We start from the raw sequence: 20675 nt of genomic DNA, 5'->3' as shown, positions 1-20675 counted from the left end.
TTCAAATCAAGGCAGAATGCAATTTGCGCCGATGATAGTGTGCACCCAAATAAAACAGAGGTAAACTGGGCGTTACGCCCGGGCCTGTTCTCTTTTGCGAGCCTTGCACCATGACCGATAAAATTCCAGCTCCCACAAATCCGGTTTTCCAGAATTTTGCGCCGCCGATCCGCGAGCAGAGCGCTCTGCGTCAGATCATCACGAGCGCCTATCGTCGTTCGGAAGCGGAATGCGTGACGGCTCTGGTTGAGCAGGCGACACTGCCGGATGAAACCCGCAAGGCGGTGCGCGCAACGGCGCGCAAGCTGATCGAGGCGCTGCGCGCCAAGCACAAGGGCACCGGCGTTGAAGGTCTGGTGCATGAATATTCGCTGTCGAGCCAGGAAGGCGTGGCGCTGATGTGCCTTGCCGAAGCGCTGCTGCGTATTCCAGACATGGCGACCCGCGACGCGCTTATTCGCGACAAGATTTCCAACGGCGACTGGAAGTCCCATATCGGCGGCGGTCGCTCGCTGTTCGTCAATGCTGCCACCTGGGGCCTCGTCGTCACCGGTAAGCTGACCAACACCGTCAATGATCGCGGCCTTTCGGCTGCGTTGACGCGCCTGATCGCCCGCTGCGGCGAGCCGGTTATCCGCCGTGGCGTCGATATGGCCATGCGCATGATGGGCGAGCAGTTCGTCACCGGCGAAACCATTGATGAAGCGCTGAAGCGCGCCAAGCCGCTCGAAGAACGCGGCTTCCGTTACTCCTACGATATGCTGGGCGAGGCCGCGACCACCGCTGCCGACGCCGAGCGCTACTACAAGGATTACGAAACCGCCATTCATGCCATTGGCCGCGCTTCCGCTGGTCGCGGCATCTATGACGGCCCCGGCATTTCCATCAAGCTTTCGGCGCTGCATCCGCGTTATGTCCGCTCGCAGAGCGAACGCGTCATGGGTGAATTGCTGCCGAAGGTGAAGGCACTCGCGGCCATCGCCAAGTCCTACAATATCGGTCTGAACATTGACGCCGAAGAAGCTGACCGTCTGGAACTGTCTCTCGATCTGTTGCAGAGCCTGATCGAAGATCCGGATCTGGCCGATTGGGAAGGCATCGGCTTCGTGGTGCAGGCCTATGGCAAGCGCTGCCCGTTCGTGCTCGATTTCATCATCGATCTGGCCCGCCAGAACAAGCGCCGTGTCATGGTGCGTCTGGTGAAGGGCGCTTATTGGGACGCCGAAATCAAGCGCGCGCAGGTGGACGGTCTGGAAGACTTCCCGGTCTATACCCGCAAGGTGCACACCGACGTTTCCTACATTGCCTGCGCTCGCAAGCTGCTGGCGGCAACCGATGCCGTCTTCCCGCAGTTCGCGACCCACAATGCGCAGACGCTGGCGACGATCTATCACATCGCCGGCCAGGATTTCAAAACCGGCAAGTTCGAATTCCAGTGCCTGCACGGCATGGGTGAGCCGCTTTATGACGAAGTTGTCGGCCCGTCCAAGCTTGGCCGTCCGGCCCGCATTTATGCGCCGGTTGGCACGCATGAAACACTGCTGGCCTATCTGGTGCGCCGCCTGCTCGAAAACGGCGCGAACTCATCCTTCGTCAATCGCATTGGCGATGAAAATGTGTCCGTTGATGAGCTGGTCGCCGATCCGGTCGAGGTCGTGCGCTCCATGGCCGTCGTCGGTGCGCGCCATGACCAGATTGCGCTGCCGGAAGGTCTCTATGGCGCTCGCCAGAATTCCGCCGGTTTCGACCTGTCCAACGAAGTGACGCTCGATGCGCTGAGCAAGAAGCTTGAAGCGACGGCAGATCGCAGCTGGACGTCCGAGCCGCAGGTTGCAGGCGTCAAGGTAAAGGGCGCAAGCCGCCCGGTTCTCAACCCCGGCGACCACGAAGACGTTGTCGGCACGGTCACGGAAATCGACGCCGCTGATGTTGCCAAGGCGATGGCCATTGCAAAGACGGCGACTGCAAGCTGGTCCGCCGTTGCGCCCACCGAACGCGCCGCTTGCCTTGATCGCGCTGCCGACATCATGCAGCGCGACATGCCGGAACTGCTCGGCCTCGTGATGCGTGAAGCGGGCAAGTCCATGCCGAACGCCATTGCCGAAGTGCGCGAAGCCATCGACTTCCTGCGCTATTATGCCGAACAGACCCGCCGCACATTTGGCGTTGCGCATAAGGCGCTCGGTCCAATCATCTGCATCAGCCCGTGGAACTTCCCGCTCGCTATCTTCACCGGCCAGATTGCAGCCGCGCTTGTCGCTGGCAATCCGGTTCTGGCGAAGCCTGCTGAGGAAACGCCGCTGATCGCAGCGCAGGGCGTGCGTATCCTGCACGAAGCCGGTATTCCCGCTGACGCGCTTCAGCTCCTGCCGGGCGATGGTCGCATCGGTGCGGCACTGGTTGCAGCGTCGGAAACCTGCGGCGTGATGTTCACTGGCTCGACGGAAGTTGCGCGACTCATTCAGGCGCAGCTTGCTTCGCGCCTGCTGCCAAACGGCAAACCGATCCCGCTGATCGCCGAAACCGGCGGCCAGAACGCCATGATCGTCGATTCTTCGGCTCTGGCCGAACAGGTTGTCTTCGACGTGATCGCTTCTGCCTTCGACAGTGCCGGTCAGCGCTGCTCGGCGCTGCGTGTGCTTTGCCTGCAGGAAGATGTGGCCGACCGCATTCTGGTCATGCTCAAGGGCGCGCTGCGCGAATTGTCCATAGGGCGCACCGACAAGCTGAAGGTTGATATCGGCCCGGTCATCACCGATGAAGCCAAGAGCATCATCGAAAAGCACATTCAGGGCATGCGTGAGCTTGGCCGCAAGGTCGAGCAGCTTCCGCTGGGACCGGAAACGGCCAAGGGCACCTATGTTGCGCCGACCATCATCGAAATCGAAACGCTGCGCGATCTGGAAGCGTGAAGTGTTCGGCCCGGTTCTGCATGTGGTGCGCTACAAGCGCGACGACATGGAGCGCCTGATCGATGATATCAACGCCACGGGCTATGGTCTGACCTTCGGTCTGCATACGCGCCTTGATGAAACCATCGCCAATGTCGCCGACCGTATCCGCGTCGGTAACATCTATATCAACCGCAACGTCATCGGTGCGATTGTCGGCGTTCAGCCGTTCGGTGGCCGCGGCCTGTCCGGCACCGGCCCGAAGGCGGGTGGTCCGCTCTATCTCGGACGTCTGGTTGATACCGCTCCGATCCCGCCGCGCCATAGCTCGGTACACACCGATGCAGCGCTCAAGGATTTCGCGAAGTGGCTTGGCCAGCGCGGCATGAACGATCTGGCGCAGGCAGCGCGTGAGACGGGCAGCGTTTCGGCGCTCGGTCTCGATATCGAGCTGCCGGGTCCGGTTGGTGAACGCAACCTCTATGCGCTGCATCCGCGTGGTCGCATCCTGCTGGTGCCGCAGACCGAGATAGGTCTCTATCGCCAGCTGACAGCAGCGCTTGCCACCGGCAACACGGCGGCAATCGATGCGGCTTCCGGCTTGCAGGCCAGCCTGAAAGACTTGCCAGCCAGCGTTGCCGCCCGCATCGGCTGGAGCAAGGACTGGCAGGCGGATGCGCCTTTCGCCGGTGCACTTGTCGAAGGTGACAGTGCGCGCATTCTTGAGGTCAACCAGAAGATCGCGGGGCTGCCGGGACCATTGGTTCTGACGCAGGCCGCATCGACGGAAGAACTGGCCGCCAAGGACGATGCTTACTGCCTCAACTGGCTTTTGGAAGAGGTCTCGACCTCGATCAACACGACGGCTGCAGGCGGCAATGCCAGCCTGATGGCAATCGGCTAACCGGTCTCGCTCTTGAAATTGAAAAAGGCGGCTTTCGAGCCGCCATTTTCTTTTTCATAGCTCCGATGCTCAATCCACCACGCACGATATGCAATGCCGTCCCTGGCATTGGTGCAGCGGATGATCAGAAGAGAATTGCGGGACCATAAGAGAGGCTCCGGATTTCCGGGGCTTTCTTTCAGATATATTGGATTTCCCAGGGAGTTGCTACGTCAGGTGTGAAGTAAACAACCTCATCTTTTGCAGCGCTGGAAAGATACAGAGAAGCGCTTCCAGCATTCGTGATGATCGTTTTGTTGTTAGCGTTGTACTTAAGTTCCACAGGTGACGCAAAATCGGGCTTGGCAGCCCTTAGGATGGGGAATTCTTTGGGGTCACTGGAGAATGAAATCAGATGTACCCCAAGAGGCTCCATTCTTAGAATGAAGACATTTTCATCCGGGGTTACTGGAACCAAAGCCCAAGTCTCGTAAATAGTTTGACTCTGGTATCCACCAATATCCAGTGTTACGTCATACGTTCCATCTCCCACTGGCCCGCTCCCGCAGACCAAATAGCTTTCATTTTCATTATCGTATATTTTCACTTTTTTGTACATAATAACTCTATTGATTTTGTTAAATTTTGTCTCTTTATACGGATGTTTTTCATGGAATTATACTGACAGTATTGCCGGTTCTGTTTTCATCATCTGCAAGATTGGGTTATCACGCAGGAAATCGAGTTGTAGCTCGGGATGATTTTTGAAGCAGCCCCTTCGCAAGGGGCGGGGTTGCCATCTCATGGTCGCAATAACGTCTCACGCCGTAGGCAGTTAGGAAGATCGTTGAGAACCTGCTTGTAGCGGGAGACACGTTCATACGCGACCGTTCTGGAGCACTGATGATTGCCTATGTGGCTGCGGCGCGTTTGGTTTTTGTACCCGTTCCCGGTGCAGTAGATGATCCGAAGATGGCTGTTGGACTATAAGAAAATCCAAATATTAAATTTTCTTATTCCAGTCATACTGGATTTCCCAGTATTTCTGCGGTTCTATATCAAAATAAGCGAAAGATTCTTTGAGGTCGCTGGTAAGATACAGAGAGGAGCTTCCAGCATTTGTTTTGATGCTATTTTCTTTCGCGTTATATATAAGTTCTACGGGCGATTTATAGCTGGTTTTGGCGGCCCACGCGGTGTGTGCCGTTGGTATAGGATTAATCGGGCTTTGGGGATCGAACATAAACAGATTCACTTGAATGGGTGCTATCTCGAGAATGAAGACATGCTGATCTTGCCAAGCTAGGGTCCAGGTTTGGTAAAAATCTTCAATTGAGGGGTTTTTATTTAATTCTACTGGGTGAATTCCATCCCATGTTGATCTCCGGCAAACCAAGTATGCTCTATGTTCAGAGTTGTATATCTTAACATGCTGCGACATTTTATTCCCTAAAAAATGATTTTCTTTAGATTTATACCTAAAATATTTTTTTCATTATGGTACTGACAGTACTGCCGTCTTCCGCTCTCATCTTTTACGAGGTTGGATTATCGCGCTGATAAATCCAGTCGTGATCGGGGTGGTTCTTGAAGCGCCATTTGCGCAAAGGTCCGGCCATGACGTTGAGATAATACATCTCATAGCCATAGGGCGAGCCGCAGGGGTGGTGCCCCTTCGGGACCAGCACGACATCACCATCTGAAACAGCCATTGTTTCATCGAGGCTGCCATCTTCGGTGAAGACGCGCTGGATGCCATAGCCCTGCGCCGGATTGAGCCGGTGGTAATAAGTCTCCTCCAGATAGGTCATATCCGGATAATTGTCCTCGTCATGCCGGTGCGGCGGATAGGACGACCAGTTGCCCTGTGGCGTGAAGACTTCCGTCACCAGCAGGCTGTCGGCAACATCGCGGCCTTCCATCGCGATATTGTGAATGTAGCGCGTGTTGGAACCCTTGCCGCGCTGCTCCAGCGTCAGGCCTTCGGGGCCAAGTTTCTGCGCCTTGCGTCCGGGCTTGCCGGGTGCTGTGCAGACGGCGAGGACGCAATCGCTTGTCGCTATGGCGAGCCAATCGCTTTCCGCCGGAACATAGACGCAATGCGGCGGCAGCTTGTCGAACACGCTCATGCGTTCGCCCATTTCGCCAAAATCTTCGCCCGATGCGGTGATTTTGGCCTTGCCTTCCACCAGCACCAGAATGACTTCGTTGACATCGGTCCGCTCGGAGACCGTGTCGCCCGGTTTCAACCGGTAGAGACCGAAACCGACATAACCCCATTCGGCACTTTCCGGCGTGATGTCGTGGACTTTGCCATGCGTGCCTTGCGGCTTGCGTAACAGATTAGCCATGTCTCAGTCTCCCTTGTCGAGCCCTGCGTCCCTGGCGAATGCTTTCAGCGATTTCAGCCCCAGCGTCTGATATTCGAACGGGTTGCGAATATCCGGGTCCTGTTCGGCTTCGATGACGAGCCAGCCCTGATAGCCGTGTTCGGCAGCTTGCTTGAGAACAGGTACGAAATCGACCGCGCCTTCCTTGTCGCCCGGAACCGTGAACACGCCGCGACGCACCCCTTCAAGGAAGGAAAGGCTTTGGTCGCTGACTTCGGTTGCAATAGTCGGGCGAACATTCTTGGCGTGGATATGGCCGACGCGCGCCATATGCTTTTTTGCTGCGCGCTCAGGATCGCCACCGCCAAACAGGCAATGCCCGGTGTCGAGCAGGAGTTTCGTCGCCGGGCCAGTATGGTGCATCAGCAGGTCGATTTCGTCCTCGCTTTGCACGATCGTGCCCATATGGTGATGATAAACGAGCGCAATCCCCTGTTGAGCCGCATGAGCTGCGAGCGCTTCGACGCCAGCGCCGAAAGTTGGCCAGCGCGCTTCTTCCAGCACGGGGCGTTCGGAAAGCGGCTTGTCGTTATCGCCGTGAATGGCGTTGGAGGTTTCGCAGACGATGATGACCTTCGAGCCCATGGCCTTCAGAAGGTCAAGCGCGGGCTGCATCGCGGCTTTCTCGTCTTCGACCGAATTGACGAGCAGGTTGAGCGAGTGCCAGCCGGAAACATAACGCAATCCCCGCAGCTCCAGCACAGCCTTGAGCGCTTGTGGTTCCTGCGGGAATTTATGGCCCTTTTCGATGCCGTCGAAGCCGATTTTCGCCGCTTCATCCAGGCATTGATCCAGCGTGATATGCGCGCCGAGGCTGCGGTCGTCATCATTGGACCAGGCAATGGGATTGGTGCCGTACAAGATCATCGGTCAGTTTCTTTCTTTCAGCTGAGCTTCATAGGCGCGGCGGGCAGCGCGTACCTGTTCGCGCTCCGATACTTCCGGCACGGCAACATCCCACCACCAGCCGCCAGTGTCAGGCGTCGGGTAGGGATCGGTATCGATGACGATCACACTTGTGCGTGGGCTTTCGCGTGTTTCGGCAAGGGCCGCTTCCAGCTCCGTGATCGACGTAACCTTGCGTGTATCCGCACCCATGGCGCGGGCATGCGCGGCGAAGTCGATCTGCGACGGGTTCACATGGGCGGCATGGTCGAGCAGATTGTTGAATTCCGCGCCACCAGTGGCCATTTGCAGCCGGTTGATGCAGCCAAAGCCGTGATTGTCCGTCAGGACAACGGTGATTTTCTGGCCCAGCATCACGGCGGTGGCGAGTTCGGAGTTTGCCATCATGTAGGAGCCATCGCCAACCATGACGATGACGTCGCGGTCCGGCTCAGCCATCTTGATGCCAAGGCCACCCGCAATTTCATAGCCCATGCAGGAGAAGCCATACTCCATGTGATAGGACATGGCGCGCCCGGCCTTCCAGAGCTGGTGCAACTCGCCCGGCATCGTACCGGCTGCGCACATGACAACCGTATTGTCGCGTGACTGGCGTTGTACGGCACCGATGACCTGCATGTCGGTGGGCAGGGCATTGCCCTCCGTTGGTGCAGCGGTGATCCGGTCGGCATCGGCAAACCATTTGTCTTTCAATCCCATGTCAACAGGCAAGCGCTTGTAGCCTGAAAGCGCAGTGTCAAGCGCCTGCAACCCGATCCGCGCATCCGCCACCAAAGGCAGCGCATTGTGCTTCGCCCCGTCATAGGGCTGGACGTTGAGCGACAAGAGCTTGCGGCCCGGATGCTTGAACAGCGCCCATGAGCCGGTGGTGAAATCCTGAAAGCGAGTGCCAACGCCGATCACCAGATCCGCTTCGGCGGCAACAGCATTGGCGCTGTCGGCACCCGTCACACCAACCGGGCCGAAATTGAGCGGATGATCCCATGGCAGTGCGGATTTACCGGCCTGCGTTTCGATGACGGGAATGCCGTGCGTTTCGGCAAATTGCTTCAAAGCCTCATGCGCGCCGGAATAATGCACGCCGCCGCCTGCGACGATCACAGGCTTGGATGCGTTGCGGATTGCGGCGATGGCGGTTGCGAGCTCCAGTTCATCCGGCGGAGGGCGACGCCAATGCCAGACTTTCGGCGCGAAGAATTCCAGCGGCCAGTCATAGGCTTCCGCCTGAACATCCTGACAGAAGGCGAGTGTCACCGGGCCACAATCGGCTGGATCGGTCATGGTGCGGAAGGCGCGGGGCAGGGCGGTGAGAAGCTGTTCCGGTCGGGTGATGCGGTCGAAGTAGCGGCTCACCGGGCGGAAACAGTCGTTGACGGTCATGGTGCCGTCGTCGAAATCCTCGATCTGCTGCAGCACGGGATCGGGGCCGCGATTGGCGAAGACATCGCCGGGAATAAGCAGAACGGGCAGGCGGTTCACATGGGCCAGCGCTGCCGCCGTCACCATATTGGTCGCGCCGGGGCCAATGGAGGATGTGACGGCGCAGGCGCGTTTGCGGCCAAGCTGCTTGGTATAGGCGATGGCCGCATGGGCCATGGTCTGCTCGTTATGGCCGCGCCATGTCGGCAACTGCTCGCGGATGCCGTAAAGCGCCTCGCCCAGCCCCGCCACATTGCCATGACCGAAAATAGCCCATACACCCGCGATGAATGTGTCGCCTTCCGGCGTCATCTGGTTCGCGAGATAACGCACCAGCGCTTGCGCGGCAGTCAGTCGAACGGTTGTCATGTCTCCTCCCGAGATATGAATCAGTGTCTGCGCAGTTTGTCCCAGACATCGCACAGGTTTTTGTAGCGCGCGACCATTTCGGCAACGGCCTCATCATCGCTGATCTTACCATTTAGCCATTTGCGCGCTGCGTCACCGAAGATGGTTCTGCCGACCGCAAAGCCTTTCACAAGATCGAAGCCTGCCGCTATTGCGAGGCTCGATTCCAGCTCCTCGGCTGGCGCATCAAGACCCAGAACCACGATGCCACGCGTGTAAGGATCGTTGCGGGTGATGGCTTCACAGGCATTGGCCCAGGCCGCCTTGGTCTTCATCGGTTCCAGCTTCCACCAGTCAGGATAGACGCCGATATCGTAGAAGCGCTGGATGACGCGCGCGGTGGTCTCGTCATCGACCGGCCCGGCCTTGGACGGAATGATCTCCAGCAGAAACTCCAGCCGGTTGCGGCGCGCCGCCGTGAACAGCCGTTTGACGGTCGCTTCCTGTTCGGCCTTCATATCCGCCGTATCGTCCGGGTGGTAGAAACAGAGAAGCTTCACCACATGTTCCACCGGCCATTCCACGAGTCCGCCGCAATCGGCTCCGAGGTCTGGTTCCAGCTTTAGCGGACGCGAACCCGGCCATTCGGTCGGGCGTCCGATCCATAGGCCGGAGCCAGCCGCCCGGTAGAGCGCGTCACGACCCAGCCTACCATCGCACAGGATGCCATAGCCGCCGCTTCCGCCGGAAACCTGCAAGGCGGCGTCGAGGCAGAGACGTTTGAATTCGCCGATCTTGGTGTTATCCACGCCGGCCTCGGCAGCCATTTCTTCCAGCTGGATGCGATGATCGAAAGCGAAAACCCGCATATGCGGCCAGTCGCCATTGCGGTTGGTGGACCAATGCACCTGTTCCAGTTGCGCATCCTTGCGCAGCGCATGATTTCGAATGCCGTTGCGGAAGAAATATTGCATTTCTTCGAAGCTTGGATAAGCGGGCGTGCAGCCATGCCGGGAGACGGCGAAAGCACCGCAGGCATTGGCGAATTTCAGGCTGGTCGGCCAGTCCTCGCCCTTCAGCCAGCCGCGCAACAGGCCGGACATGAAGCCATCGCCCGCGCCCAGCACATTGAAAACTTCGATGGGAAAGCCTTCTCCGCTCTGCCCCTTGTCGAGATTGTCTGGAATAGCGCCTTCGAAAACCACCGCGCCCATCGGCCCGCGCTTGCAGACAAGAACGGCATCGGTGATCTTGCGCACAGCGGTGAGGGCTGCAAGCGTATCGGTCGAGCCGCCTGCAATGTGAAACTCTTCCTCCGTGCCTACGATGAGGTCAAAAAGCGGCAGGCTCGATTGCAGCTTTGCGGTGACGGCAGCAGATTCGATGAAACGGTTTTCGCCATCGCCATGCCCTGAAAGACCCCAAAGATTGGGGCGATAATCGATATCGAGCGCGGTGCGACTGCCATTCTGGCGCGCAAGGCGCAGCGCCTTGAGGACAGCGGCTTCCGTGCGCGGATGCGACAGATGGGTGCCGGTTGCGAGAACGCATCCAGCTTCAGCGATGAAATACGGGTCGATATCATCTTCGCAAAGCGCCATGTCGGCGCAGTTCTCGCGGTAGAAAATCAGCGGAAAATGCTGCTGGTCGCGGATGCCCAGAATGACCAGTGCGGTCAAACGTTGCGGATCGGTGACGATGCCGCGGGTGTCTACACCTTCCCGTTCCAACTCGCGCAGCAGGAAACGGCCCATATGCTCATCGCCGACGCGCGTGATCAGTGCGGATTTGAGGCCGAGCCGGGCGGTGCCCGTTGCGATATTCGTCGGGGAGCCGCCGACATATTTGTTGAAGGAAGCCATATCTTCGAGAAGGCCGCCGATCTGCGCGCCATAGAGGTCCACCGAAGACCGGCCAATCGTTATCAAGTCGAGCGGCTTCTCCATGAAATGCGCTTCCTCCCTCGGCACTTCTTATGATGACCGCAATGCGATTCTGTGCGCATAGCAGTTATTCCATTTCTGATTAAAATGGATTTATTATTCCATTTCAACCGAAAAATGGAATCAACCCGACTGGCGGGCGGTGCCGACGGCAACCGCAAGCGCGATAGCGAGGCAGAGTGTGGCGGAAAGCGAGCGGAAAGCGCCGAAATCCACTTCGGAGACCAGCAAGGTTTGTTGCGCAAGCTTGCTCAGCGGGCTGACGATGGTATCCGTGATGCCGACGACATTGACGCCGCGCGCGGCAGCGGATTCCGCCATCTCGACGGTTTCAGCGGAGTAGGGCGAAAAGGTGATTGCCAAAAGCACATCGCCTTTGCGGATGGCGTGCATGTTTTCCAGCTTGCCGACGGCGCTGTGCAGCATGGCCGGAACCTGCATCTTTTCCAGCGCATAAGCGAGATAGCTTGCCACAGGAAACGCGCGGCGAATGCCAACGAGGTGGATTGTCTCGGCGCGGGCGAGAATCTCGACGGCTCTTTCCAGCGCTTCCGGTTCTATAGTCTTGAGCAGGCCTTCAAGCGACGTACGCCCCGCTTCGGCAAATTCGGCCAGCAAGGCAGGCGCGCTGTTGGCTGCCGTCTCGCGCAGATGTTCCAGACGGGTCGAATAATCCGGCCAGCCGCCAGCATAGGATTCTCGGAAAAGCTTCTGCATTTCCGAAAAGCCGGAAAAGCCCAGCAATTGGCAAAACCGCATGAAGGCCGAGCTTTGCACGCCTGCGCCATCGGCCATTTCTGCGACTGTGGAAACCGCGATGCGGTCCTGATTGGCCGCGACAAAATCCGCGCATTGTTTCAGGCGCTTCGGCAGGCGGTCGGAAACTTCCAGCAGACGCGCTTCAAATTCCTTGACGGTGGTTGGGGCTGGGGATGAAGCGGAAACTGTATCCATTGCGGACTTTCCAAAAACGGTGTCTTGACAATCTTTATGCCACATTCTAGCAAAATAGAATAAATATTCCAATATGCCTTACGCGCGATCCCCAATAAACGGGACAATTAAGTGGTAAACGCATGAATGGGAATATCAATCAGTTTTGTAACCGTTTCACAGCGGCGGTTTCCTGGGAGGGATAAGGCAATGGTGACACGTCTGGCACTGCTTGGCGCAGGTCGCATCGGCAAGGTTCACGCGGGCGCGATAGCGTCCGACAGGCGCGCCAGACTGGTCGCAGTCGCCGACGCCAATGAGGCGGCGGCGCACGCGATTGCCGACGCTGCCGGTGCGGATGTGCGCACAATCGAAGAGATCGAAAAGTCCGGTGATGTGGATGCGGTGCTGATCTGCACGCCGACCAACACCCATGCCGATCTGATCGAGCGCTTTGCGCGGGCAGGTAAGGCGGTGTTCTGCGAAAAGCCGATTGATCTCGACATTGCGCGGGTGCGCGCTTGCCTGAAAGTCATCAAGGAGACCGGCGCGAAAGTGATGCTCGGTTTCAACCGCCGTTTCGATCCGCATTTTACAGCCGTGCGCAAGGCGATTGACGATGGCCAGATCGGCAAGGTCGAAATGGTGACGATCACCAGCCGCGATCCAGGCGCGCCGCCCGCCGAATATATCAAGGTTTCAGGCGGGATCTTCCGCGACATGACGATCCATGATTTTGACATGGCGCGGTTTCTTCTCGGCGAGGAAATCGACAGTGTTTCGGCCTCGGCCTCGGTGCTGGTGGACCCGAAGATTGGCGAGCTTGGCGATTTTGATAGCGCCAGCGTCATCCTCACCACTGCTTCCGGTCGTCAGTGCGTTATCTCCAATTCGCGCCGCGCCTCCTATGGCTACGATCAGCGCATTGAAGTGCATGGTTCGCTGGGCGCTGTATCGGCGGAAAACCAGCGTCCGGTATCGATAGAAATAGCTTCGAAGGATGGTTACACCCGCCCGCCGCTGCATGATTTCTTCATGACGCGTTATACGCAGGCTTATGCGGCGGAAATTGCGTCGTTCATCGATGCGCTGGATAGCGGCAAAGCGCCGTCGCCTTCCGCCGAGGATGGCTTGCAGGCCTTGGCATTGGCCGAAGCGGCTTTGCGCTCGGTCAAAGAGGGACGCCGTGTGAAAGTTGCGGACGTTCTGGCTTAGGCATTGATTTCCGTTTGCCTTTCCCGCCGCGAGGCTGCGATATGCGGATATGGCTTACAAAATCGATGACCTGCCGCTTGAGGAACTTTTCCTTGCCGTGACCAGCGCGACCGCCGCGCTGACACGACTGGACGAGCGGCTGGCGCGTTCGCCCATCTGTGATGGATTGAAACGGCGCATGCATATGCAGGACGCCGTCTCCTCCATGTGGCTGGAAGGCGAACTGGTGCATCTGGAAGACCTGGTGCTCCATGATGCGCTGATGGACAGCCGCACGCCAAGCCATGCCCTCACGGTCGCTCATGCGGTGCTACGTATGCGCCGCCAGATTGCGGGCCGTGCGGCGGGCTGGGCGTTGAGTCCTGCTGGCATGCGGCAGCTCCTGGGGCTTAATCCTGATGTTGCTGAAACACCCGAGCCAGAGCCGTCCGCCCTGTCCGACGATGACGACAGCGATCCGCTGCTTGATGATATCGACGCGCTTCTGGCACGAACGGATGCCCTGTTAAAAGGCGTGACCAGCGAACCCCGCAAGCCGAAACCTTTGCCACGCGATACGCTGATCTATGAAGACGACTGGGACGAGGCCGAGCGTCTGCAGGAATGGCGCGAAATTTTCGATTCAACCCGGCATTTGCCGCCGCTCTTGCGTGCCGCAATCATGCATGACGCCTGGTTTTCCATGCAGGTGGTGCAGCGCTCGTCCTGGATTGGCCGACTGCTGACGGCGTCTTTCCTGAACCAGTCGGGCATCGCCGCCAATCATCTGCCAGCGATCAGTATCGGTTTGCAGACGAAAAAGCCCAATGAACGCCGTTCGCCGAACCGGCTTATGCGGCTCAAGGTTTTTCTGGCGGCAATCGAAGAGGCTTCGGAAGCGGGCATGAAGGAGCATGACCGCCTGATGCTGGCGCGCGAACAGATGCAGCGCAAGCTGAAGGGGCGCCGATCCAATTCGCGTTTGCCGCAATTGATGGAACTGATCCTGAGCAATCCGCTGGTTTCCAGCCAGATGATCGAGAAGGAATTACAGGTCACGCAGCAAGGTGCGTTGAAGCTGATCGGCGAACTCAATCTGCGCGAAATGACCGGGCGAGGCCGCTTTCGCGCCTGGGGCGTTCTGTAGTTCAGGTCAGGCTGCGTCGCTCATACAGTTGTCGCGCAGATGGCTGGCGAACAGCTGGAACTCGTTGCGCCGCGCCGCATTCGCCCGCCACGCCAGCACCAGCGAACGGAAATTGTTCTTCCCCTCATAGGGCACGATGCTGAGATCGGTGCCGCGCGCCACATTGGCCTTGACAGCCAGCTCCGGCAGCAGCGTGACGCCCATGCCAAACTGCACGAGCTGAACCAGTGTCATGATGCTGGTGGCGTGCACATCGCCGCCGGTTTGGGCAGGCTTGGAGCCGATGGCCGCCATCACATGTTCGCGCAGGCAATGGCCGCTTTCGAGCAGCAGGAAAGGCTCATCCAGCAGATCGTCGGCATCGACGCGATCCCGATTGGCAAGCGCATGATCGCGGCGCACGGCCAGGAAAAACGGATCATGCCCGATTTCTGCCATTTCGAACTCATCGAGGTCATAGGGGTGGGCCACAAGCGCGACGTCCAGCGTGCCGGAGCGCAGGCTTTCCAGCAGGCTGCGGGTCAGCCCTTCACGCACGGTCAGTTGCAACTCGGGAAACGCCTTGGCCGTCGCGGGCAGGACTTTCGGCAGGAAAAACGGCGCGATGGACGGAATGACGCCAAGCCGCAGGCGCGTGGTCAACGGTCGTTCGGCCTGCCGGGCATGTTCGGGCAGTTCTTCGATCCGCGCAACGATATCACGTGCACGGGCCAGAAAATCCTCGCCAGCGGGCAAGAGTTGCATGCGCCGGCCCGTCCGGTCGATCAATGTAACGCCCAGTTCCGCTTCCAACGCCTGAATGGCAGCGCTCAATGTGGACTGGGTGACGCCCACGGCTTCAGCGGCGCGCGAAAACGAACCTGCCTGTACAAGCGATAGAAAATAGTGGAGCTGGCGAACGCTGATATTGAGCATGAAATGAAGAGCTTATCGTTATAATCGATATGAACAATCGCTTTAATCGCTTTGACCGATAGTGGTAGGTCGACTATAGATGACTCGCAAGCAGAAAGTTCAGAAAATTCTGAATTTTCTGAATAACTATAGAATTTACAGGCAGGTTTTAAGATGCTCGGTATCGGCGATAAGCTCCCCTCTTTCAAGGTCACCGGTGTAAAGCCCGGTTTCAACCATCATGAAGAAAACGGTGTTTCGGCATTCGAAGAGCTGACGGAAACGAGCTTCGAAGGCAAGTGGAAGGTCATCTTCTTCTATCCGAAGGATTTCACCTTCGTCTGCCCGACTGAAATTGCAGAATTCGCTCGTCTGGCTTCCGATTTTGAAGACCGCGACGCCGTGGTTCTCGGCGGTTCTACCGACAATGAATTCGTGAAGCTCGCATGGCGTCGCGACCACAAGGATCTCGACAAGCTGCCGATCTGGTCGTTTGCCGACACCAATGGCTCGCTGGTTGACGGCCTCGGTGTTCGTTCGCCGGATGGCGTTGCCTATCGCTACACCTTCGTTGTCGATCCAGACAACACGATCCAGCACGTCTACGCAACCAACCTCAATGTTGGCCGCGCTCCGAAGGATACGCTGCGTGTTCTCGACGCTCTGCAGACCGACGAACTGTGCCCTTGCAACCGCGAAGTCGGTGGCGAGACGTTGAAGGCAGCTTAAGCTGTCGCGCACGACCAATCAAAAGGCGGGTTCAGGCCCGCCTTTCTTTTATCCAGCAATAAGCAATAAGAGGGTTCCATGTCGATTGACGACCTGAAGTCAAAAATCCCGGATTTCGCCAAGGATGTCCGCCTCAACCTGTCGTCCATGGCCAGCGACGAAACGCTGACCCCGCAGCAGAAATACGGTCTGTTCGTGGCTTGCGGCATTGCCTCGCGCAATGCGGATGTGCGCAAGGCGCTAACCGCCGAAGCCGCAGGCAAGGTCGACGCATCGGTTGTGCAGGCTGCAAAGTCGGCTGCATCCATCATGGGTATGAACAATGTCTATTACCGCTTCGTGCATCTGGCCTCGAACAAGGACTACCGCACATTGCCAGCCAAGCTGCGCATGAATGTGATCGGCAATCCGGGTGTGGACAAGGTCGATTTCGAACTCTGGTCGCTCGCGGTTTCGGCGATCAATGGTTGCGGCATGTGCATCGACGCGCATGAAGATGTGCTGCGCAAAGCTAACGTGACGACGGAAGTCATCCAGACGGCAGCGCGTTTTGCCGCGATCATCCAGTCGGTGGCGATTGCACTCGAAGCTGCCGACGTCGAGTAGGCTTTCGGCAACGGAAACGAAAAAGCCCGCGTGGATTGCTCCACGCGGGCTTTTGTTTGGCTTTCAAACTTGGCTTTATTTGCCGCGATTGAACGAGATGAAGGCAAAGCCGACCAGCGAGATCAGGGCTGCGACCACCATGTAATAGCCGACATAGTCGAAGCTGTAATGGGTGGCGAGCCACGTCGCGATATAAGGCGCGACCGAAGCGCCGAGAATTCCGGCCAGATTGAAGGTCAGCGATGCGCCGGTGTAGCGTACCGAGGTCGGGAACGGTTCGGCCAGCGCCGCGCCGATCGGACCATAGGTCATGCCCATCAGGCCGAAACCGATGATGAGGAAGGCCAGAACGCCAGCCGTACCGCCCATGAAAAGCGGTGCCATGATCAGGCCGTACAGACCAATCAGAATCGTGACGACGATCATCACCGGGCGCATGCCGTAGCGGTCGGACAGGATAGCCGACAGTGGAATGGTCAGGCCGAAGAACACGACGCCGATCATCTGCAGGACAAGGAATTCTTCACGGCTGTAGCCCAGCGCACGCGTGCCCCAGCCGAGCGAAAACACGGTCATGAGGTAGAAAAGCACGAAGGTTGCAACGGCGGCGATGGTGCCGAGGAACAGGTTCAGCTTGTGCTGCTTGAACAGCGTGGCAACCGGCACTTCAACGCGTTCGGCCTTGTCGATGGCCTTCTGGAATTCCGGCGTTTCAGCGATCTTCAGGCGGATGAAGAGGCCGACCGCGACGAGAATTGCACTGGCGATGAACGGAACGCGCCAGCCAAAGGCGAAGAACTGTTCTTCGGTGAGAACTTCGGCCAGAAACAGGAAAATGCCCGTTGCCAGAATGAAACCGACCGGCGCGCCGAGCTGCGGGAACATGCCGTACCAGGTGCGCTTGCCTTCCGGCGCGTTTTCGGTGGCGAGCAGCACTGCGCCGCCCCATTCACCGCCGAGACCGAGACCCTGGCCGAGACGGCACAGCGCCAGCAGGAGAGCGGCCCAGACGCCGATGGATTCATAGGTCGGCAGGAAGCCGATGGCGACTGTGGAAATGCCCATGGTCATGAGCGCAGCCACGAGCGTTGCCTTGCGACCGATCCTGTCACCGAAGTGACCGAACAGCGCGCCACCAATCGGGCGGGCAAAGAACGCGATAGCAAATGTGGCAAGCGATTGAAGCAGTGCCGAATTACCATCGCTGGCAGGGAAGAACAGATGCGGGAATACAATCACCGCTGCCGTTGCATAAATGTAAAAGTCGAAGAATTCGATCGTAGTGCCGATCATGCTTGCGGCCAGAACACGGCGCGCGGAATTTTGCTGCGGAACAACCGCTTGAGCGACAGTCATTTTCTTATCCGTTTTTGTGGGCTGTTATAATTGGGAGCAGCCTCGATGCGGTTCTTTAAAACCGTGTGATACGGAATCGCAAGCAGAAAAGGGGTTTTGCGTAATTTTATGAACGCGCAACTCTTGTTTTCGAAAGAAAAGTGAAAGTGCGAGCAAAATCATGGGATGTAAGAATAGGCCTTTCAATTGTCACATCGTGTCCCTAGATTCGGGTCGGATCAATAACCGGGCATCAATTCGGATGCGGAGATGCAGTTCGTGAAACAGAACATTGGCGGCAGACGCAATATGTGGGGTCTTTCCTTCCTGCATATGCCGTCGCGCGTGTTGCTGACGGTTTTGTCAGTGCTGTTTCTCGTTTCCACACAGCTTTGTTATGCCATGGCGCATGATACGCCGACGGCAGGCGTTTCTGTCGGCTGTCGTATGAGCGAACAACAATCCGCCGCCAGCGCGATGCCCGCCTCCCACCATGGGGGACAACAGGCACCCATGGATCACGGAGCAAAGGCTCCGGTCGCCTGTGTGATGATGAGTTGCGGCTGTATTGTGCAGTTGAGCGCCGATATTGGCGCATTCGCGCCGTCACAGGATTTTGGTCCTCCGCCACTCGTTGCCGCACTGAGCAGCAATGCCCGCCATGACCTTCTGCGACCTCCAATAACACTTCCGCTTTAATCGCTCAAAACGCTGTCGATCGATCGGCGGCGACAGGATTATTGTCTGGAATTCTATTTGGAGACTTCACTATGCGTGGATTAACTCGCCGCCGCCTGCTCGCGCTTGGCGCGGGCGCGGCAAGCTTCGCCGCTGTTCGCCCTTTGACCGGCTTTGCGCAGGATGCGCATCAGAATATGGGCCACGGCGCCATGGAAATGGCCCCATCGGGCAAGGCGCAGAGCCTGCCCGTTCCGCCTTTGCTGGAACCCGATGCTTCCGGCGTCGTCCGGCTCAAGATCGGCAAGGGTCGTCATTCCTTCGCGCCGGGCAGCGATGCGGCTTCTGCCGGTATCAACGGAACCTATCTCGGCCCCGTCGTCCGGCTCAAGAATGGCGAAAACGTAACGCTTGCCGTCGAAAACGATATGGACGAGGAGACGACCCTGCATTGGCACGGGCTGTTCGTTCCGTCGAACCTTGACGGTGGGCCGCACAATCTTGTTCCAGCGGGAGGGCGTTGGGAACCGAAAGTGTCGGTCAACCAACCGGCTTCGTTCAACTGGTTTCACCCGCATCTGCACGGCGGCACCGCCCGTCAGGCGCATATGGGCATTGCCGGGTTGATGATCGTCAGCGACGGCAAGGATGCCGAGCGAGGCCTGCCGGAAACCTATGGTGTGGACGATATTCCGCTGGTACTTCAGGACCGCCGTGTCATCGAAGGCGACAAGGTCTATCAGCCTGACATCATGGATCTGATGCACGGTTTTCGCGGGAACCGGCTGATCGTCAATGGCGTCATCTCGCCGGAAGCGAAGGTGCCCGCGGCAGTGGTGCGCCTGCGCATTCTCAACGGTGCCAATGCGCGCAACTTCTATCTGCGTTTCAGCGATAATCGTCCGCTGTATGTGTTTGCTTCCGATGGCGGCTTTACCGGCAAGCCGGAAGCCGTCGAACGGCTGACGATCAGCCCCGGTGAACGCTATGAGGCGCTCGTCGATTTTTCGACGGGAGGCGAAAGCGTCGAACTTCTGACCGCAAGCGATGACAGCTGCGGCGACGGCCAGATGCTGATGCGGTTCAGCGTCGATAGCGCGCTTAAGGGAGGGGTCAAGGACATTCCGGCGAGTCTTGAAGCACCGGAAGCGCCAGACCCCGACAAATCGGTGCGCAGGCGTTCATTCTTCTTTGATGAGCGCATGGCTGAAAATATGAAGCTGATGATGCAAAAGCCTGCCGCAGACCCCCATGCTGGCCACAGGATGGGCCCGATGGATATGGGCGCCATGCAGGGCGGGGAGATGGACCACGACATGATGCATGGTAGCCGTTCATCCGCTGAGGCCGGTCCGGCGCTGGATGCGATGACGTCCGGTGTGCGCATGGCGATTGCGGGCGAACCTTTCGACATGAAGCGTATCGATGTGGAGGCCAGGCTGGGCTCATGGGAAATATGGGAACTGACCACGAAGGAAATGGCGCATCCGTTCCATATCCACGGTGCCTCTTTCCGTATTCTGACGTTGAACGGCAAGGCTCCGCCCGCCCATCAGTCGGGTTGGAAGGACACAGCGCTGATTGATGGCAAGGCAGAGCTTCTGGTGCACTTCGATCGTGAAGCGGTGCGCAGTCATTCATTCATGTTCCATTGTCATGTGCTGGAGCATGAAGATGTCGGCATGATGGGGCAGTTTGTAACTGTCTGATCGGATATTTGATTGCGCGGCGGAACACTGCCGCGCAATCTTTTGCAAACTTTATAAACCGAACAATTTGTCGATCCATACGTTAGTTTTTATCCCGAAACGAATTTGAGGATGGAGGAGACGATGCGCAGCTTGATTTTAGGTTCGTTACTGGCGCTTGCGACTGTGCCCGCCTTTGCGGACGACGTCAGCGTGAAAATGTTCGAGGCGCTACCAACAGGGCAGGGCAAGGAACTCGGCACGATTACGATTTCGCAAACCGCTGATGGCCTGCAGTTTACACCCAATTTGCAGGGCATAGCAGCGGGGGAACATGGTTTCCATGTCCATGAAAAGGGAAGCTGCGCACCGGCGGAAAAGGACGGCAAGACCGCTCCCGCAGAGGCGGCTGGCGGCCATTATGACCCCGGCCATACCAAGCATCACATGGGGCCTGAGGGCGAGGGCCATATGGGCGACCTGCCGCTGTTGAAGGCCGACGCGGACGGCAAGGTTACGGGTAGCGTGGTTTCGCCGCGTCTCAAATCGCTGGATGAAATCAAAGGTCGCGCACTGATGGTCCATGTTGGCGGCGATAATTATGCGGATAAACCGAAGCCGCTTGGCGGTGGCGGCGCGCGCTTCGCCTGCGGCGTGATTGAATAACTCGCGCCGAATTCCCCGGAGCTGT

General features: G+C 58.0%; 16 protein-coding genes and 2 pseudogenes. 9 read left to right on the top strand and 9 right to left on the bottom strand.

What is annotated here, in order from left to right:
• The first annotated feature begins 110 nt into the window (after positions 1–110).
• A pseudogene (putA, locus tag QLQ11_RS14990) lies at positions 111–3795 on the top strand (trifunctional transcriptional regulator/proline dehydrogenase/L-glutamate gamma-semialdehyde dehydrogenase).
• A gap of 178 nt (positions 3796–3973) precedes the next feature.
• Here the strand turns inward: putA and QLQ11_RS14985 are convergent.
• Positions 3974–4393, bottom strand: coding sequence for a hypothetical protein (locus tag QLQ11_RS14985; protein ID WP_109367194.1), 420 nt, complete (start codon positions 4391–4393; stop codon positions 3974–3976).
• Between the two features lie 215 nt (positions 4394–4608).
• Between QLQ11_RS14985 and QLQ11_RS14980 the strand changes: the two are divergent.
• A pseudogene (locus tag QLQ11_RS14980) lies at positions 4609–4710 on the top strand (inositol monophosphatase); the annotation flags it as partial.
• 67 nt (positions 4711–4777) lie between these two features.
• On the opposite strand, the gene QLQ11_RS14975 reads toward QLQ11_RS14980, so the two are convergent.
• From QLQ11_RS14975 to QLQ11_RS14950, 6 genes are all read right to left on the bottom strand, one after another.
• The gene (locus QLQ11_RS14975) at positions 4778–5215 is read right to left on the bottom strand and encodes a hypothetical protein (RefSeq protein ID WP_283736166.1); all 438 of its coding nucleotides are present in this window, start codon (positions 5213–5215) and stop codon (positions 4778–4780) included.
• Positions 5216–5309: 94 nt separating this feature from the next.
• Entirely contained in the window at positions 5310–6125 is an 816-nt protein-coding gene (gene iolB, locus QLQ11_RS14970) for a 5-deoxy-glucuronate isomerase (protein WP_109367196.1), read from the bottom strand.
• A gap of 3 nt (positions 6126–6128) precedes the next feature.
• Positions 6129–7031 carry a myo-inosose-2 dehydratase gene (gene iolE / locus QLQ11_RS14965; protein ID WP_121538225.1) on the bottom strand — a complete coding sequence of 301 codons (903 nt, stop codon included), beginning with the start codon at positions 7029–7031 and terminating at the stop codon, positions 6129–6131.
• 3 nt (positions 7032–7034) lie between these two features.
• Positions 7035–8858, bottom strand: coding sequence for a 3D-(3,5/4)-trihydroxycyclohexane-1,2-dione acylhydrolase (decyclizing) (gene iolD / locus QLQ11_RS14960; RefSeq protein ID WP_121538227.1), 1824 nt, complete (start codon positions 8856–8858; stop codon positions 7035–7037).
• 20 nt (positions 8859–8878) lie between these two features.
• On the bottom strand, positions 8879–10783 hold the full coding sequence (gene iolC / locus QLQ11_RS14955; protein ID WP_109367199.1) for a 5-dehydro-2-deoxygluconokinase: 1905 nt from the start codon (positions 10781–10783) through the stop codon (positions 8879–8881).
• Positions 10784–10903: 120 nt separating this feature from the next.
• Positions 10904–11734: a MurR/RpiR family transcriptional regulator gene (locus QLQ11_RS14950; RefSeq protein ID WP_109367200.1), complete on the bottom strand. Its 831-nt coding sequence runs from the start codon at positions 11732–11734 to the stop codon at positions 10904–10906.
• Positions 11735–11923: 189 nt separating this feature from the next.
• Between QLQ11_RS14950 and iolG the strand changes: the two genes are divergently transcribed.
• Both iolG and QLQ11_RS14940 read left to right on the top strand, forming a co-directional pair.
• Positions 11924–12928, top strand: a complete 1005-nt coding sequence (iolG, locus tag QLQ11_RS14945; protein ID WP_109367201.1) for an inositol 2-dehydrogenase — start codon at positions 11924–11926, stop codon at positions 12926–12928.
• A 49-nt stretch (positions 12929–12977) separates the two neighbouring features.
• On the top strand, positions 12978–14054 hold the full coding sequence (locus QLQ11_RS14940; RefSeq protein WP_109367202.1) for an RHE_PE00001 family protein: 1077 nt from the start codon (positions 12978–12980) through the stop codon (positions 14052–14054).
• 6 nt (positions 14055–14060) lie between these two features.
• Here QLQ11_RS14940 and QLQ11_RS14935 read toward each other — a convergent pair whose 3' ends face one another.
• Positions 14061–14969, bottom strand: coding sequence for a hydrogen peroxide-inducible genes activator (locus tag QLQ11_RS14935; RefSeq protein WP_109367203.1), 909 nt, complete (start codon positions 14967–14969; stop codon positions 14061–14063).
• A 153-nt stretch (positions 14970–15122) separates the two neighbouring features.
• Between QLQ11_RS14935 and QLQ11_RS14930 the strand changes: the two genes are divergently transcribed.
• Together QLQ11_RS14930 and QLQ11_RS14925 are read left to right on the top strand one after the other, a co-directional pair.
• Positions 15123–15677 carry a peroxiredoxin gene (locus QLQ11_RS14930; protein WP_109367204.1) on the top strand — a complete coding sequence of 185 codons (555 nt, stop codon included), beginning with the start codon at positions 15123–15125 and terminating at the stop codon, positions 15675–15677.
• A 78-nt stretch (positions 15678–15755) separates the two neighbouring features.
• Positions 15756–16283: a carboxymuconolactone decarboxylase family protein gene (locus QLQ11_RS14925; protein ID WP_109367205.1), complete on the top strand. Its 528-nt coding sequence runs from the start codon at positions 15756–15758 to the stop codon at positions 16281–16283.
• 75 nt (positions 16284–16358) lie between these two features.
• Here the strand turns inward: QLQ11_RS14925 and QLQ11_RS14920 are convergent, their stop codons facing one another.
• Positions 16359–17639 (bottom strand): MFS transporter, encoded by a 1281-nt coding sequence (locus tag QLQ11_RS14920; protein WP_109367206.1) that lies wholly within the window; start codon positions 17637–17639, stop codon positions 16359–16361.
• A 249-nt stretch (positions 17640–17888) separates the two neighbouring features.
• Here QLQ11_RS14920 and QLQ11_RS14915 point away from each other — a divergent pair, with 249 nt between their 5' ends.
• The 3 genes from QLQ11_RS14915 to sodC all read left to right on the top strand — a co-directional run bounded on the left by QLQ11_RS14915 (position 17889) and on the right by sodC (position 20650).
• Positions 17889–18317, top strand: coding sequence for a hypothetical protein (locus tag QLQ11_RS14915; protein WP_109367207.1), 429 nt, complete (start codon positions 17889–17891; stop codon positions 18315–18317).
• Positions 18318–18388: 71 nt separating this feature from the next.
• Positions 18389–20005: a multicopper oxidase CueO gene (cueO, locus tag QLQ11_RS14910; protein ID WP_371835959.1), complete on the top strand. Its 1617-nt coding sequence runs from the start codon at positions 18389–18391 to the stop codon at positions 20003–20005.
• Positions 20006–20128: 123 nt separating this feature from the next.
• Complete coding sequence (gene sodC, locus QLQ11_RS14905) at positions 20129–20650, top strand: superoxide dismutase family protein (protein WP_124915841.1); 522 nt, start codon at positions 20129–20131, stop codon at positions 20648–20650.
• Positions 20651–20675 lie beyond the last annotated feature (25 nt).

The organism is Ochrobactrum sp. SSR (assembly GCF_030067775.1).
Taxonomy (GTDB): Bacteria; Pseudomonadota; Alphaproteobacteria; order Rhizobiales; family Rhizobiaceae; genus Brucella; species Brucella teleogrylli.
The sequence above is the reverse complement of the archived record's forward strand: the minus strand, read 5'-3'. Positions and strand labels throughout refer to the sequence as shown.